This is a genomic window from Candidatus Merdisoma sp. JLR.KK006 (assembly GCF_036941035.1).
In the GTDB taxonomy this organism is placed as follows: domain Bacteria; phylum Bacillota; class Clostridia; order Lachnospirales; family Lachnospiraceae; genus Laedolimicola.
Window position 1 is genome coordinate 1 of the sequence record NZ_JAYMNS010000006.1, and the last position, 14,381, is coordinate 14,381.

Here is a 14,381-nt window from a genome sequence, read left to right on the forward strand (position 1 = left end):
TACTAGTAGTACATAGCCATTCCCCATAAAGGAGAGTGGCTATAAATTTTACAAAGAAAGGAAACAGATGCACAGTTTGTTAAGGAAAGATTTTTTGTGGGGCGGGGCTACTGCCGCCAATCAGTATGAGGGAGCGTGGGATGTTGATGGAAAGGGTCCCTCGATTTCCGATATGTGTACCAATGGTTCACGCACAACGCCCAAAAGAGTTACCGCGGCTTTTGAAGAGGATGTGCTGTATCCAAGCCGTGAAGCTGCGGATTTTTATCATCACTATAAGGAAGATATTGCGCTTGCGGCTGAAATGGGCTTTCGGGTATTCCGGATGTCTGTTAATTGGACCCGGATCTTTCCTGCGGGAACGGAGGAAGCGCCCAATGAAGCCGGGCTTGCCTTTTATGATAAGGTATTTGATGAATTAAAGAAATATGATATTGAGCCGCTGGTTACGATCTCACATTATGAGATTCCCTACGGACTGGTCGAAAAATATAATGGCTGGTACGACAGAGAGGTAGAGAGGTGATTGCTTCGAATGGGGAGGATTTAGAGTAAATAGGAACTTATAGACAAGGGGATACTGTAGAACAACGAATGGGGAGTTATTCTGCAGTATCCACTTTTACATCTGATATTGTAACTAATCCATAAAAAACATATATCCAAAACAAATCCCTTGTTGAAAATAGCAGGCATATATGTTATATTTATTTATAAGTTGTTGACAATCTACAATTATGATTGCCGGCAAAAAACGAAAATATTGCATTGGAGGGAGTAAGATGAACGATTCAAAAAAGATGACCTGGTATACCCTGGCGTTTATTGCGTTTTCAGGTGTATGGGGATTCGGAAATGTATTAAACGGTTTTGTATACTTTAATGGAATTCAGGTAATTTTCAGTTGGATTTTGATGTTTGCCCTTTATTTTGTACCTTACACGCTGATGGTTGGAGAGCTTGGCTCAGCCTTTAAGACCTCCGGCGGCGGTGTCAGCTCATGGATTCACAATACCATGGGGCCGAAGCTTGCTTACTATGCAGGGTGGACCTACTGGGCATGTCACATTACATACATTGCAAGCAAGGGCAGCGGCGGCCTTAAGGCTCTTAGCTGGGCCGTATTCCGTAATGCGGAAACATATGATACATTTCCTACAATCGCTGTACAGCTGGCGACGCTGGTGGTATTTTTATTCTTCTGCTGGGTGGCAAGCCGTGGACTGAATCCTCTTAAGAAGCTGGCTTCCATTGCAGGAACCAGTATGTTTGTTATGTCCATTTTATATATTCTGCTGATGTTTGCGGCTCCGGCCATTAATCCCAACGGCGGATATGTTGCTATGGACTTTAGCATCAAGAACCTGATTCCCCAGTTTAATGTGGGATACTTTACGTCTCTGTCAATCCTTGTGTTTGCGGTAGGCGGCTGTGAAAAGATTTCTCCATACGTTAATAAGGTTGAGAATCCGGCAAAGGGATTTCCGAAGGGCATGATTGCTCTTGCAATTATGGTTGTAGTATGTGCGATTCTGGGAACCATATCTATGGGAATGATGTTTGACCCGACGGTTATTAACGGCAGTACGGAGTCCTTTAACTCTTACGTATCCAATGGTTCCTACTGGGCATTCCAGAAGCTTGGACAGTATTATGGACTGGGAGATATCCTGCTGGTACTGTATGCCCTCTGCAATATGATTGGACAGTTTGCGGTGTTGGTAGTCAGCATTGACGCGCCTCTTCGTATGCTTCTTGACAACGAGGATTCCAAAGAGTTCGTTCCCAGCGCAATGCTTAAGAGGAATGAGCACGGAGCTTATGTAAATGGAATTAAGCTGATTATTGCTTTATCAGGAAGTATTATTTTGATTCAGTCATTCGTACCGGGAGCAGCGGCTGTGCTGGCACAGCTTACAAAGCTGAATTCCGTGTGTATGCCCCTTCGTTATTTGTGGGTATTTGTTGCTTATCTGGCGCTTAGAAAAGCATACAACACCATACCGGCAGAGTACCGGTTTGTAAAAAATCAGGGAGTTGCCAAGTTCTTTGGAGCCTGGTGCTTCGTGCTGACTGCGGCATGCTGTATTCTGGGTATGTATTCAACAGATGTCTTTACAATGGCATTGAATATTATCACTCCCATTGTGCTGACCGCATTAGGTATGATTATGCCATATCTTGCAAAAAGAGAAAGAGAAAAAAATTCGGCAAATTAACAGGCAGGAGGGGCTGTCGGGAAATAAGACATCAGCCATTTCTATACCCTGTATTCGGACGGTTTGTGTACATTCTGTCTGCTCTGTACGGACATTAAAAAGCAATATCCGTACATATCAGACAGTCTGTACACAAACAGCCGGACGCTGGGGATTAGAAAAGTCTTCTGTCTTATTTTCCGACAGCTCCTTAAATTGTAAAAAACTCTTATGCCTGCAGCTGGGGGAAATAATAATGAAAATATTAAGGAGTTGAAACCATGTTCAAAAAAATATCTCAGGAGATGACTGGCTTTTTAAAGGAGTGCCCAACGGCATTTCATGCGGTAGAGAGGATTGGCAAAGAGCTTGAAAGCAATGGCTATGAGCGATTGAAAGAGAATGAGCAATGGGAGCTTAAAACCGGCGGAAAATATTATGTAACGAGGAATGATTCAAGTATTATCGCATTTGGCATTGGAAGCGAGCTTATGGATTACAGCTTCAATATTGCGGCGTCTCACAGTGATTTTCCTACCTTCAAGGTAAAGGAAAATGCGGAAATTGAGGTAAAGAAAAAGTATTTGCAGCTAAATACGGAGGGATACGGAGGAATGCTTTGTGCCACATGGTTTGACAGGCCTCTTTCCGTGGCAGGCAGGGTGATTGTGAAGGAAGGAGATCATTTTACCACAAAGCTTATAAATATTGATCGTGATCTGGTAATGATACCGAGCATGGCCATTCACATGAATCGGGCGGTTAATGACGGTTATGCATATAACAAGCAGATAGATATGCTTCCATTATTTGGCGGAGAGGGAAGTAAAAAGGGTGATTTCAAGAAGCTGATCGCAGAGGCGGCAGGCGTTTCAGAGGAAGCTGTCTATGGAAGTGATATTTACCTGTATAATCGGGAAGAGGCCTCAGTATGGGGTGCGCAGGAGGAGTTTATCTCCTGCCAGCATCTGGATGATCTGCAGTGTGCATATGCATCATTAAAGGGATTTTTACAGGGGCATCAGGAGAAAAGCGTCAATGTGTATGCATGCTTTGACAACGAGGAGGTAGGATCCGGAACGAAGCAGGGCGCAGGCTCCACCTTTTTGTATGATATTCTCAGGCGTATTAATATGGGTCTTGGAAAGTCGGAGGAGGATTATTACCGGGCGGTGGCAGGAAGCTTTATGCTGAGTGCGGACAATGCTCATGCGGTGCATCCCAACCATCCGGAGAAAACGGACGTGGAAAACTGTGTGTATATGAACGAGGGAATTGTTGTAAAGTCTCATGCGGGACAGAAATATACCAGTGATGCAGTGAGTATTGCATTGTTCCGGGATATTTGTGAAAAAGCGGAGGTTCCGGTTCAGTTTTTTGCGAATCGTTCCGACGAGGCAGGGGGAAGTACCCTTGGCAATATTTCCTCTGCAAAGGTTTCCCTGAAAGCCGTAGATATCGGCCTGCCCCAGCTTGCCATGCATTCCGCATACGAGACGGCGGGAGTAAAGGATACTTGTTATATGATAAAGGCCATGAAGCAGTTCTTCTCCACGCATTTTTATGAAAGTAACGGAAGTATTTTTTCGGCATAAATATTTCCCTTTTTCCTGTACTGTGGTAAAATGTCTTTGTTCCCCAAAATAACAAATCAGGTAGACATACGGGCAGGTTCGTTTGATTGCGTTACGGTACTGCCAAAGAAAGGGAAATGTTAAAGCCATGAGTAAATTAATATACCGGACGCTGCGGGAGAATGTGGTGGATGCCATTCGGGAGAAGATATTAAAGCGGGAGTTAGAGCCGGGAGTCCGGATTATCGAAAAGGAGCTTTCCGAGGAGCTCGGCGTGAGCCGCGGACCCATAAGAGAGGCGTTAAGACAGCTTGAGCAGGAGGGGATCATTGAATATACAAGGAATGTAGGATGCTCTGTAAAAAAGGTTACCATAAAGGATCTCTATGAGATCTATCTTCTCCGTTCCACCTACGAGGCGCTGGCAGTAAAACTGGGCGGCGGCAGGATGGAAGAGAAGGATATTGCAAAAATGGAAGAGATCTTGGCCAGGATGGATAACCAGGCTATGGGTTATGGGGATATCAGTTCATGCGATCACATGTTTCATAAGATAATCGTGGACAGGGCGCAGTCGGAAAGGCTTTCCAAAGTATGGACGGATCTGGATTATGGAAGCGTGGTTGAATTCTATATAGGAAATTTTGATGAAAGGGAGATTGCCAAGAGGCAGTATTCCATTCATAAAGAGCTTTTAGAAGCCTGTAAGACTTCAAAGGCGGAGGTGATCTGCAGGGCGATTTCTCATCATTACATGGATTCTGTCGCCAGGTTTATAGAAAAGGAAGGGATCAAGGAGGAAGAGTTTTGTTTTTGGGGGATTTAAGTATCCGCTGAGAGAAAATATCTCTGTTTCGGCAATGGAGTTACTTTACAAAAAGAGAGAAATAAACTAAAATAAAAGAAAAGAATTGCCGTGAAAGGAGTAAACAGAAAATGCAGGAAAAGAGAAACAGCAGACGTATGAGTTTGTCAGCTCGGCTATTAATTAAAAATTTGAATGATGAATCGGATAAACCAGAGGAAGTGGAGATTGAGGTTCTGGATGTATCAAAGACAGGCGTAGGATTTATCTGCAGCACTCCTTTGGCCATTGGAGCAGTATATGAAGCGCTTTTGAAGATTTGGAATGATGATGAGATCCATGCATTCTTGAAGGTGGTTCGAATCGAAGAGACTGAGGACGAGCACTACAAGTGCGGAACCATTTTCATTGGACTGCCGGAGATGAATGCTGCACGGATAGAAGTGTATGATTTATTAACCCGTATAGAGGAAGGGAAAGAAAAGCAATAGTCAAATGAAAAAGTAAAATATTCCACGCCAATCACTCCGCTGATTGGCGTGGGACTGGTATGGTAATGGCACAAATATGCGCAGACAGAAAACCTGAATTACAGGCAAAAAAACCCTTGCCAAAACGAAGAATCTGTGGTAACATCTAAGATGTCGCTAAGCTGATATGCAGAAGGGACATGCCCCAAGGGGCAGAAAAATAGGGCTCCTTGGTCAAGCGGTTAAGACATCGCCCTTTCACGGCGGTAACACGGGTTCGATTCCCGTAGGAGTCATTGATATATTACTTGGACCCATAGCTCAGTTGGTTAGAGCAACCGGCTCATAACCGGTCGGTCCTGGGTTCGAGTCCCCGTGGGTCCACTTTTTAATGCCTTGACGGATGAAGTCCGTCAGTCTCCAAGAGGCATGGAAATAAAAACTTCATCTGGCCCGATGGCTCAGTTGGTTAGAGCGCCGCCCTGTCACGGCGGAGGTCGTGGGTTCGAGTCCCATTCGGGTCGTTTATAAGGGATCTTAGCTCAGCTGGGAGAGCATCTGCCTTACAAGCAGAGGGTCATAGGTTCGAGCCCTATAGGTCCCATTTTACAGAGAAATCTGTAAAAATGCCGGCATGGCGGAACTGGCAGACGCACAGGACTTAAAATCCTGCGGGACTAATCTCCCGTACCGGTTCGATTCCGGTTGCCGGCATTTAATAGAACAGAGGAGATGCTGTGTTTACAGCATTTCTTTTTTCATATTCAAGTATATTGAGAGAAAATTTATAAAAAAAGGTTGATTTCTTTTCTGCTTTGTGCTATGATAATCAGGCAGTTGAAAAGCAGAGATGCTTGACTGAGATTTCAATAAAGATGTGGGCGTAGCTCAGCTGGATAGAGCGTTTGGCTACGGACCAAAAGGTCGGGGGTTCGAATCCTCTCGCCCACGTTCATATTAAGGATGCAGGAAGCCTTAGAAGAGGTATTCCTGCTTTTTTTCGCCCATTGACAGAAGAAGGGAAACAGCGTAAAATCAATACAAAACAGCAAGGACAGATTGAGCGGAAGGCAGAGGAGATGACATGGATAGAAATGAATTTGTAAGTACATTACGGGCAGTGCTGAGTGGAGAAGTTCCGGCTGCAGCAGTAGAGGATAATGTACGTTACTATGACTCTTATATTTCCCAAGAGATTGCAGGCGGAAAAAGCGAACGGGAGGTTTTGGAATCTCTTGGGGATCCCCGCCTGATTGCGAAAACTATTATTGATACAAATAAACAGCAGGGAAGCAGAGAGACTTATGAAAGCGCTTATACCCGGGAAGAGCCAGAGAAAGGCTTTCATGCAGAGTTTAATGACAACGGCGGCGTGGATTTGAAATATAGGCAGTTAAATTTGAACACTTGGTACGGACGTCTTCTGATATTTATAATTGTGATACTGGTTCTGACCGTGATTTTTACAATTGTTGGCGGAATTCTTTCATGGCTTCTTCCGATTTTGCTTCCGGTTCTTTTGATTGTGTGGATTCTGCGGTTCTTTTTTGGAAATCGATGATGCCTGTTGCTGTCAGGCTTGTGATGATGCAGTATGTGTTCTTCTGAAAGCATCTATTTGATGTAATTAGAAAAAAATGGAAAAATAATTTTCTGTATTGCAGCCATAATAAGAGTGTAAAGCCTATTAAAATTATTAGGAGGAAACAATTATGGCAAACAATGCAAACAACAGCAGCAATGCAAACAACGCAAACAACGCAAACAATGCGAACAATTCCAGCAAGAATTCTTCCGGCTCCAAGAATAGCAGCTCTAAGAATTCCGGCAAGAATGCAAGCGATTCACAGAACTGCAATTATTAAGCGGCGGTGATGAGAAGAAGCGGGCTCCTTTTGGAGCCCGTTTTTTAGATCAGGGGATACACCCTTCATGGAACTTTTGCAAAAAAGATGCATAAGATATTCTATATTACAATAGAATAAAAGGTGAAGATATGGAATTTGAAACAATCTCCCCACGGGAAATCGACTCCTATCTGTTCCGGGACGGTTACGTGGTAATTGATCTGAGAGAGCCCAGGGAGTTCAGAAAGCTTCATCTGAAAGGAGCAGTCTGTATCCCTTATGCACAATTGCAAGAGAAAATCCGATTTCTGCGCAATCAGACTTTGATACTTTATTGTGAGCGGGGCGGAACAAGCTTGATGGCAGCCAGAGAGCTGAGTGAAAAGGGCTATCGGGTAAAAACCATGATTGGCGGCATTCAGGCTTATGAAGGCAGAAACAGTGAAAGCTATACAGGAAAGCAGTAAAACTGGCCGCAGGCTTCATGGCTTGCGGTCTTTTTGCGGTTTCCTTTTCCATAAGATAAAGATTGACAGCAGGAAAAACGCATATTATGATAAACTATAGTTGTTGCTGTTACCTTACCGCAGTATTGATAGAATGGAGACCGCATGGAAGTATTTGAGTTGATTGCCCCCTGCCACTTTGGATTGGAGGCAGTATTGAAAAGGGAGATACAGGACCTGGGTTATGAGGTCAGTCTGGTGGAGGACGGCAGAGTGACCTTTCTTGGAGATGCGGAAGGGATCTGCCAGGCTAATATTTTTCTGCGGACAGCGGAGAGAGTGCTTCTGAAGGTAGGAAGATTTCGTGCAGAGACCTTTGATGAACTGTTTGAGCAGATAAAAGCTCTTCCATGGGAGAATTATCTTCCTGCAGATGCAAAGTTCTGGGTGGCAAAGGCAGCATCTGTGAAGAGTAAGCTGTTCAGTCCTTCTGATATTCAATCTATTGTGAAAAAGGCAGTGGTGGAGCGCTTAAAGGCTCGGTATCATATAAGCTGGTTCCCGGAGGATGGGGCAGAGTATCCTTTGCGCATTACCTTTTTAAAGGACGAAGCGGTAGTAGGAATTGATACATCAGGCCTCTCTTTACATAAACGGGGATATCGGATACGCTCCAGCAAGGCCCCTATTACAGAGACTTTGGCAGCGGCACTGCTGATGCTGACGCCCTGGAAGGGAGACCGGATTTTGGTAGATCCGTTCTGCGGCTGCGGAACCTTTCCTATTGAGGCTGCTATGATAGCTGCTCATATGGCCCCCGGAATGAATCGGAGTTTTACAGCAGAATCTTGGACGAATCTAATTGCAAAAAAGTATTGGTATGAGGCCGTAACAGAGGCGAATGACTTGCTGGATGATACGGTAGACACAGATATACAGGGCTACGATATTGATCCGGCTATGGTAAAGGCAGCCAGAGAAAATGCAAAGGATGCAGGTGTGGAGCATATGATTCATTTTCAGGCCAGACCGGTGAGCGAGTTGAACCATCCGAAAAAATACGGATTTCTCATTGCAAATCCTCCTTATGGAGAGCGGCTGGAGGAAAAGTCCGTTTTGCCGGGGCTGTATAGGGAGATAGGGGAGGCTATGGTGCGGCTGGATAGCTGGTCCGCTTATCTGATTACAGGTTACGAGGAAGCGGAACGATATATAGGCAGAAAAGCAGATAAGAATCGCAAAATATACAATGGAATGCTAAAGACATATTTTTATCAATATTTGGGGCCCAAGCCCCCTAGAAAACGGCAGGGCTTATGAGAAATTTATTGAGACAGGGATTTTTGATCCTGGTGCTGACGGTAGTATGTGCGGCCGGAGTCCAAAAAGTAATGCTGCATGAGGACGAGGAAGAAAAGGCGGTCAGGGCAGCAGTAAAAATCCTGCTTCCGGAGGAAGCGATACAGGAAACCAAGGAATTGGCGATTGACAGGACAAAGGAGGAGGTAAAGCTTCCGTCATATTTTGACTACCGGCAGGAGGGGCGTGCCCCAAAGGTTCGGGATCAGGAGCGTTTTGAGACCTGTTGGGCCTTTGCCTCATTAACGGCCCTTGAAAGCTCGCTGCTTCCGGATGAAGAGCTGGACTTTTCGAGGGATCATCTGACATTTCATAACAGTTTTGGAATGGGGACTGACGAGGGCGGTTCTTATGTTATGTCGGTCGCCTATCTGACTGCCTGGCAGGGGCCTGTATACGAGCAGGACGATCCCTATGGAGATAATATTTCTCCAATAGGGCTTAGTGCAGTACGGCATGTACAAGAGGTACGTATGCCTGCAGATAAGGATTATGAGGCAGTGAAGCAGACCATATATCTCCATGGAGGAGTGGAAAGCTCACTTTATGTGGACTTTTCTGATCCCAGAGAGCCATCAGATTATTTTAACAGGGATAATTTCAGCTATTATTATGAAGGAGATGAGCTTCCCAATCATGATGTAGTGATTATTGGCTGGGATGATGAATATCCGGCAGAAAATTTTATTGTGCAGGCGCCGGGAAACGGTGCGTTTATCTGCCAAAATAGCTGGGGAACTGGTTTTGGAGACGGCGGCATTTTCTATGTATCCTATTATGACTCAAATATTGGAAAATATAACGTTGCATTCACAAAGGTGGAATATGAAGATAACTATGAGGTGCTTTATCAATCCGATCTCTGCGGCTGGTGCGGACAAGTGGGGTATAATACGGAAATAGCCAGTTTTGCAAATGTCTATACAGCCACTGGTGATCAGAAGATTCAGGCTATTGGTATCTATGCGACTGGCAATGATACGGAATACCATCTGGCGGTTAAGACGAATTATACAGGGAAAGAGGAGCTTGCAGACGTAGAATATGTACAGGCAGGCTATCTTCAATATCCGGGTTTTTATACCATCAATCTGGAAATGCCTGTATTCGTGAAGGAAGGAGAAAAATTTGCAGCAGTGGTGGAGATTATGACGCCGGAGGCTGTGTGTCCCATTGCGGTGGAATATGCTTCTGAGGAGTTAGGTAAGGCCGTATATCTGGGTGATGGAGAGGGGTATATCAGTTCTGATAACAGGCACTGGGAGCGAGTGGAGGAAGAACAGAACAGCAACCTTTGCTTAAAGGTATATGCGGATAGGGATGAGGGAGAGAACGAATGAAGAATTCGATCATTTTTGCGACAGGAAACCAGGGAAAGATGAAGGAAATCCGGTTGATTCTGGCGGATTTGGGAATGGAGATTCTTTCTCTGAAGGATGCCGGAATTGAGATAGAGATTCAGGAGGACGGAAAGACCTTTGAGGAAAATGCAATTATAAAGGCCGGGGCAGTTATGCGGGAGACAGGGACTCTTGTATTGGCGGACGATTCAGGATTGGAGATTGATTACCTGAATGGAGAGCCGGGAGTGTATTCTGCCCGTTATTTAGGTGAGGATACTTCTTACCGGATAAAAAATCAAAATTTGATAGATCGCCTGGAAGGGGTGCCGGCGGAACGGCGAACAGCTCGTTTTGTGTGTGTCATAGCAGCGGCATTTCCGAATGGGAGGATCTTGACGGCCAGAGGAAGCATAGAGGGAATCATAGGATATGAGGAGCGGGGAGAAGGCGGCTTTGGGTACGATCCGATTTTCTGGCTGCCGGAGTATGGCTGCTCTACGGCTGAAATGACTATGGAGAAAAAGAATGAACTGAGCCACAGGGGGAAAGCCCTCCGGGCCATAAAAGAAAAGCTTAAGAGGGAAGGAATAGGATGAAGATATTGATTGTCAGTGACACTCATGGACGAGATGCAACATTGAAGCACTTATTGGAGCAGGTGAAGCCTATTGATATGCTGATTCACTGCGGAGATGTGGAGGGCAGTGAAGAATATATTCACAAAATAACAGACTGTCCCGTTCATATGGTGGCCGGAAATAATGATTTTTTTTGTGATTTGCCTAAGGAAGATGAGTTTCTTATCGGGAAATATCGTGTGCTGCTGACTCATGGACATTATTACTATATTACTATGGGAACCCATATGATCAAGGAGGATGCCAAAGCCAGAGGCTTTGATATTGTTATGTTTGGTCATACCCACCGGCCTTATTTGGAGCAGAATGACGGGATTGTGGTTCTGAATCCGGGAAGCTTGTCTTATCCCCGGCAGGAGGGCCGCAAGCCCAGTTATATGATTATGGATGTGGATCGGAATGGAGAAGCACATTTTACAATTAATTATATAAAAAAATGATTGACATTTAAAAAATCGTATAGTACAATATAACATGCGTCACGAAGGGATGTAGTGGTGAGCAGTTTCGGGGTGTGGCTCAGCTTGGCTAGAGCGCCTGGTTTGGGACCAGGAGGTCGCAGGTTCGAATCCTGTCACCCCGACTGATGCGGGTGTAGTTCAATGGTAGAACACCAGCCTTCCAAGCTGGACACGTGGGTTCGATTCCCATCACCCGCTCTTTTTATTTGTTAAGGAAGCCAGTAAAATCAAGGCTTCCTTTATTTTTTGCCTTGAAAAGTTTTGATTACACTTGATTACACTTTTCAGACGCTATTTATTAACCAGTGCTTTTTCAAAAAGATTCTCTGTTTCAGAATTTGTCATACGATTGAAGCAATAATTATTGTAAGTAGTACGTTCTGATGCATGTCCGACTTGTTCCCTAATACGGTTAATATTAACACGGCCATCAATAAGTAAACTTATATTCGTTTTTCTTGCCTTGTGACAGCCCTTTTCTGCTATGCCAATATGGCGGCAGTATTTTCTGATACGAGTATCTATACTTTTGGAATGAATCCGGCCGTCGGCATTTAAGAAAAGAAAATCATTATCTTTGTAACCATGCTCTTGATTACACAATTCGATCTGCTGAATGATTTTCTTTGCAGTACTGGTAAGGTAAACATTTCTGTTACCGGCTTCACTCTTGGTATGTTCCACAATTTCAAAACGTTGTGTAGCCCAAGAGCCATCTGGTAATTGTTTGGTAGTTCTTATCTCCATACGCTGGACATGAAGATAATTTCCAGAAATATCGGTGCTTTTAATAGCAACAATTTCACCTAACCGTAAACCTGTCTGAAAGAGTAGCGGTATAGCTAGACAGGCAACATTTTCTGTCTGCTGGAAATCTTCATAAGCTTCTCTTTCAATCTCTGGCTGTTCGTTTGTTAAAAATACCTGTGTTGCGTCATCCGGCTTTCTTTTTCGGAAAAACAGCTTATAATCAATCTTAACTTTTTGGAAAGGATTTTCTGTAATAATGCCTTTCTGGCAAGCCAGGTCAAGAGACCCTCTTAAAATAATTGAAAGATTATAATAAGATTTTTTTGTAAGCTGATTTTCTCTAATCTTTTTCAATGCCCATTCTTCCAGAGTATCATAATCCAGTTTTACAAGGGGAATGTCAATGATTGCATCATTAAGATAATAATTTTCCCAATCACTGTGTATACGCCGTATGTACATGGAAGATGTGGTTTTTAATTTTTTATAGTCAAGCCATGTCTGGTAGAATGTACGCAGAGTAATTTTTTTTAGTGAAACGTTTTCGGCCAATCCTTTGTAATAAGCGATTATTTCAGCTTCAATCTTTTCTTTTGTACTTTTTGCAATGAGCCTCCTTTTATTCTTCTTTGTATCGTCGGGGAGATATGTACGCCAACGAGTGTCCGTACCTTGCCAAATGTCAAAAGAGTGTTGTTCTAAATATTTTCTATTAGTCATTTTCTCGATTTCACTTTTGGCATCCTCTATAGATATTTTACTATATTCTAGCAGAAAAGACAATAAATCATCATTATAGTTTCTCTTCATATGTCCTCCCAATCTTTTAAGACTGGGATTCCAAAAGGGTAGTGCTGTATGTTTACGGATATCTTTTGTAGGGAATCCCTTTGTTGCTTTATGCTTCTTTGTCAGATATAAGCTGGAATGAATCACAGCTTAATTTTAGGCCATGCAGAGTTTCATGGCTATATGCCGATATTAATATGCTCGGCACATGAACAGGCACTATATGCTGTTCACGCAACCGCCTGCGAAGCTCTTTATAACGTTCCTCAACCTCTGGTGATAAATCATTCACATGGAGAGTGAGTATACTTTGTCCTATCAGCACATGAAGGACAATCCTAGAAAATCTATATGGTTTCCTCTTTTCTGCGCCGCTACAAAGCAACGTGGTGCTCTTATCGTGGGATAGTCCAGCCGTTCCTACCTCTATAGCTGAAAGTTTTTTCCCGTGTGATATAATCATATTGTTTCCCTCCTTAAAATTTTTGCTTTCTTTTGTTTTATAACCATCCCCCTCCATTGGATGATAGTAAAATCTTAAATCACAGAATTTCATTATTTGATGATTTTTCGGAATGTACGATAAAAATAAAACCTTAAAGGAGGGTGCAGTATTGGGCGGAGACAAGGACAGACAGGCCAGGGGCTGGCAGATTACCATTAACAACCCGAAAGATAAGGATATGGGGCATGATAAGATTAAGGAAGTTTTAAAAGCCATCCCGTCAATGGTATATTGGTGTATGTGTGATGAGGTAGGGGAACAGGGCACAGAACATACCCATATCTACATCAAGACAAGGAATCCCATAAAATTTTCTACATTGAAAAATAAATTTCCTGCGGCGCATATTGAGAAAGCACAGGGTACGCCACAGGAGAATAGGGACTACATAAGGAAAGAGGGAAAATGGGAAGATACCGAAAAGAAAGAGACCAATCTTGTAGATACCTTTGAAGAGTGGGGAGAACTGCCGAAAGGGCACAAGGGAAAGCGGAGCGATTTGTCTATCCTTTTTGATATGATAGAAAACGGTATGTCCAATTCTGAAATACTGCGTCAGAATCCCGACTATCTGAAATACCTCAACCATATAGAGAGGACGAGACAGGCACTTAGGGAGGAAGAATTTAAAAATAGGTGGAGGGAGATAGAATGTTTTTACGTATTCGGGGAAACGAACACTAACAAGACAAGAACATGGATGGAAAAGTACGGATATGAAAATGTATACCGAATCACAAATTATAATGGCAATGCGGTATGGGACGGGTACAGGGGACAGGATGTGATCATCTTTGAAGAGTATCGAAGCCAGATTCTAATATCAGAACTTCTTACATGGTGCGAGGGCTACCCGAATTGTAGCCTGCGTGCGAGATATGCGGATAAAGTAGCCTGTTTTACAAAGGTGGCCTTTATTAGCAATATCCCACTTGAGGAACAGTATCCCAATGTGCAGGAAGATTCCCCAGCCACATGGAGGGCATTTTTGCGCCGCATACAAAAGGTATACCATCATATCACAAAAGATAATATAATAGAATATAAATCCGTGGATGATTATATGCACAGGGGCGAGGGATTCCAGCCGCTGACAGATGGAATAGAGACACCATTTGAAGAAGCGGAGGAATACAGGCAGGAGGAAATGCCTTTTGACTTATAAGAAAAAAGCACCTGTAAAAAGGTGCTTTTAC

At 43.6% G+C, this 14,381-nt stretch carries 14 protein-coding genes, 8 tRNA genes and 1 pseudogene; 21 read left to right on the forward strand and 2 right to left on the reverse strand.

Features of this window, described 5'->3' with window-relative positions; all coding sequences use genetic code 11:
• Positions 1 to 67 precede the first annotated feature (67 nt).
• From VSQ61_RS06650 to VSQ61_RS06745, 20 genes and pseudogenes are all read left to right on the forward strand, one after another.
• Positions 68 to 514, forward strand: a pseudogene (locus VSQ61_RS06650) (family 1 glycosylhydrolase); the annotation flags it as partial.
• Positions 515 to 782: 268 nt separating this feature from the next.
• Positions 783 to 2,219 (forward strand): amino acid permease, encoded by a 1,437-nt coding sequence (locus VSQ61_RS06655; RefSeq protein ID WP_334343670.1) that lies wholly within the window; start codon positions 783 to 785, stop codon positions 2,217 to 2,219.
• A gap of 260 nt (positions 2,220 to 2,479) precedes the next feature.
• Positions 2,480 to 3,793 (forward strand): M18 family aminopeptidase, encoded by a 1,314-nt coding sequence (locus tag VSQ61_RS06660; protein ID WP_334343671.1) that lies wholly within the window; start codon positions 2,480 to 2,482, stop codon positions 3,791 to 3,793.
• Between the two features lie 127 nt (positions 3,794 to 3,920).
• Entirely contained in the window at positions 3,921 to 4,598 is a 678-nt protein-coding gene (locus VSQ61_RS06665) for a GntR family transcriptional regulator (protein WP_334343672.1), read from the forward strand.
• Between the two features lie 110 nt (positions 4,599 to 4,708).
• Positions 4,709 to 5,068 (forward strand): PilZ domain-containing protein, encoded by a 360-nt coding sequence (locus VSQ61_RS06670; protein WP_334343673.1) that lies wholly within the window; start codon positions 4,709 to 4,711, stop codon positions 5,066 to 5,068.
• 203 nt (positions 5,069 to 5,271) lie between these two features.
• Positions 5,272 to 5,343 (forward strand) — tRNA-Glu (locus tag VSQ61_RS06675).
• A gap of 14 nt (positions 5,344 to 5,357) precedes the next feature.
• Positions 5,358 to 5,431: transfer RNA gene (locus tag VSQ61_RS06680), tRNA-Ile, on the forward strand.
• A 66-nt stretch (positions 5,432 to 5,497) separates the two neighbouring features.
• Positions 5,498 to 5,571, forward strand: a tRNA-Asp gene (locus VSQ61_RS06685).
• A gap of 7 nt (positions 5,572 to 5,578) precedes the next feature.
• Positions 5,579 to 5,651: transfer RNA gene (locus VSQ61_RS06690), tRNA-Val, on the forward strand.
• A 24-nt stretch (positions 5,652 to 5,675) separates the two neighbouring features.
• Positions 5,676 to 5,761, forward strand: a tRNA-Leu gene (locus VSQ61_RS06695).
• A gap of 163 nt (positions 5,762 to 5,924) precedes the next feature.
• Positions 5,925 to 5,998: transfer RNA gene (locus VSQ61_RS06700), tRNA-Arg, on the forward strand.
• Between the two features lie 133 nt (positions 5,999 to 6,131).
• Positions 6,132 to 6,608: a DUF1700 domain-containing protein gene (locus VSQ61_RS06705; protein ID WP_334343674.1), complete on the forward strand. Its 477-nt coding sequence runs from the start codon at positions 6,132 to 6,134 to the stop codon at positions 6,606 to 6,608.
• Between the two features lie 151 nt (positions 6,609 to 6,759).
• Entirely contained in the window at positions 6,760 to 6,912 is a 153-nt protein-coding gene (locus tag VSQ61_RS06710; RefSeq protein WP_334343675.1) for a hypothetical protein, read from the forward strand.
• A 131-nt stretch (positions 6,913 to 7,043) separates the two neighbouring features.
• A complete protein-coding gene (locus tag VSQ61_RS06715) occupies positions 7,044 to 7,361 on the forward strand; it encodes a rhodanese-like domain-containing protein (RefSeq protein WP_334343676.1) in 318 nt (105 codons plus the stop codon).
• A gap of 144 nt (positions 7,362 to 7,505) precedes the next feature.
• Positions 7,506 to 8,660, forward strand: coding sequence for a THUMP domain-containing class I SAM-dependent RNA methyltransferase (locus tag VSQ61_RS06720; protein ID WP_334343677.1), 1,155 nt, complete (start codon positions 7,506 to 7,508; stop codon positions 8,658 to 8,660).
• Positions 8,657 to 10,039 carry a lectin like domain-containing protein gene (locus VSQ61_RS06725; protein WP_334343678.1) on the forward strand — a complete coding sequence of 461 codons (1,383 nt, stop codon included), beginning with the start codon at positions 8,657 to 8,659 and terminating at the stop codon, positions 10,037 to 10,039. Before VSQ61_RS06720 ends, VSQ61_RS06725 begins: the two co-directional genes overlap by 4 nt.
• Positions 10,036 to 10,638, forward strand: coding sequence for an XTP/dITP diphosphatase (locus tag VSQ61_RS06730; RefSeq protein WP_334343679.1), 603 nt, complete (start codon positions 10,036 to 10,038; stop codon positions 10,636 to 10,638). Before VSQ61_RS06725 ends, VSQ61_RS06730 begins: the two co-directional genes overlap by 4 nt.
• Complete coding sequence (locus VSQ61_RS06735) at positions 10,635 to 11,120, forward strand: metallophosphoesterase family protein (RefSeq protein WP_334343680.1); 486 nt, start codon at positions 10,635 to 10,637, stop codon at positions 11,118 to 11,120. The genes VSQ61_RS06730 and VSQ61_RS06735 overlap by 4 nt, the downstream gene beginning before the upstream one ends.
• Before the next feature lie 68 nt (positions 11,121 to 11,188).
• A tRNA-Pro gene (locus tag VSQ61_RS06740) sits at positions 11,189 to 11,263 on the forward strand.
• Positions 11,264 to 11,268: 5 nt separating this feature from the next.
• A tRNA-Gly gene (locus tag VSQ61_RS06745) sits at positions 11,269 to 11,339 on the forward strand.
• Between the two features lie 93 nt (positions 11,340 to 11,432).
• On the opposite strand, the gene VSQ61_RS06750 is transcribed toward VSQ61_RS06745, so the two are convergent.
• Together VSQ61_RS06750 and VSQ61_RS06755 are read right to left on the reverse strand one after the other, a co-directional pair.
• A complete protein-coding gene (locus VSQ61_RS06750; protein ID WP_334343681.1) occupies positions 11,433 to 12,701 on the reverse strand; it encodes a tyrosine-type recombinase/integrase in 1,269 nt (422 codons plus the stop codon).
• Positions 12,702 to 12,789: 88 nt separating this feature from the next.
• Positions 12,790 to 13,143, reverse strand: a complete 354-nt coding sequence (locus tag VSQ61_RS06755) for a hypothetical protein (RefSeq protein WP_334343682.1) — start codon at positions 13,141 to 13,143, stop codon at positions 12,790 to 12,792.
• A 151-nt stretch (positions 13,144 to 13,294) separates the two neighbouring features.
• Between VSQ61_RS06755 and VSQ61_RS06760 the strand changes: the two genes are divergently transcribed.
• The gene (locus VSQ61_RS06760) at positions 13,295 to 14,350 is read left to right on the forward strand and encodes a replication protein (protein WP_334343683.1); all 1,056 of its coding nucleotides are present in this window, start codon (positions 13,295 to 13,297) and stop codon (positions 14,348 to 14,350) included.
• Positions 14,351 to 14,381: the final 31 nt, after the last annotated feature.

Excerpts from the sequence above, each read along its gene's own strand:
- VSQ61_RS06665 (WP_334343672.1), top strand. The coding sequence starts at position 3,921 with ATGAGTAAATTAATATACCGGACGCTGCGGGAGAATGTGGTGGATGCC.
- VSQ61_RS06660 (WP_334343671.1), top strand. The coding sequence starts at position 2,480 with ATGTTCAAAAAAATATCTCAGGAGATGACTGGCTTTTTAAAGGAGTGC.
- VSQ61_RS06715 (WP_334343676.1), top strand. The coding sequence starts at position 7,044 with ATGGAATTTGAAACAATCTCCCCACGGGAAATCGACTCCTATCTGTTC.
- VSQ61_RS06655 (WP_334343670.1), top strand. The coding sequence starts at position 783 with ATGAACGATTCAAAAAAGATGACCTGGTATACCCTGGCGTTTATTGCG.
- VSQ61_RS06730 (WP_334343679.1), top strand. The coding sequence starts at position 10,036 with ATGAAGAATTCGATCATTTTTGCGACAGGAAACCAGGGAAAGATGAAG.
- VSQ61_RS06720 (WP_334343677.1), top strand. The coding sequence starts at position 7,506 with ATGGAAGTATTTGAGTTGATTGCCCCCTGCCACTTTGGATTGGAGGCA.
- VSQ61_RS06725 (WP_334343678.1), top strand. The coding sequence starts at position 8,657 with ATGAGAAATTTATTGAGACAGGGATTTTTGATCCTGGTGCTGACGGTA.
- VSQ61_RS06710 (WP_334343675.1), top strand. The coding sequence starts at position 6,760 with ATGGCAAACAATGCAAACAACAGCAGCAATGCAAACAACGCAAACAAC.
- VSQ61_RS06755 (WP_334343682.1), bottom strand. The coding sequence starts at position 13,143 with ATGATTATATCACACGGGAAAAAACTTTCAGCTATAGAGGTAGGAACG.
- VSQ61_RS06750 (WP_334343681.1), bottom strand. The coding sequence starts at position 12,701 with ATGAAGAGAAACTATAATGATGATTTATTGTCTTTTCTGCTAGAATAT.
- VSQ61_RS06705 (WP_334343674.1), top strand. The coding sequence starts at position 6,132 with ATGGATAGAAATGAATTTGTAAGTACATTACGGGCAGTGCTGAGTGGA.
- VSQ61_RS06735 (WP_334343680.1), top strand. The coding sequence starts at position 10,635 with ATGAAGATATTGATTGTCAGTGACACTCATGGACGAGATGCAACATTG.
- VSQ61_RS06670 (WP_334343673.1), top strand. The coding sequence starts at position 4,709 with ATGCAGGAAAAGAGAAACAGCAGACGTATGAGTTTGTCAGCTCGGCTA.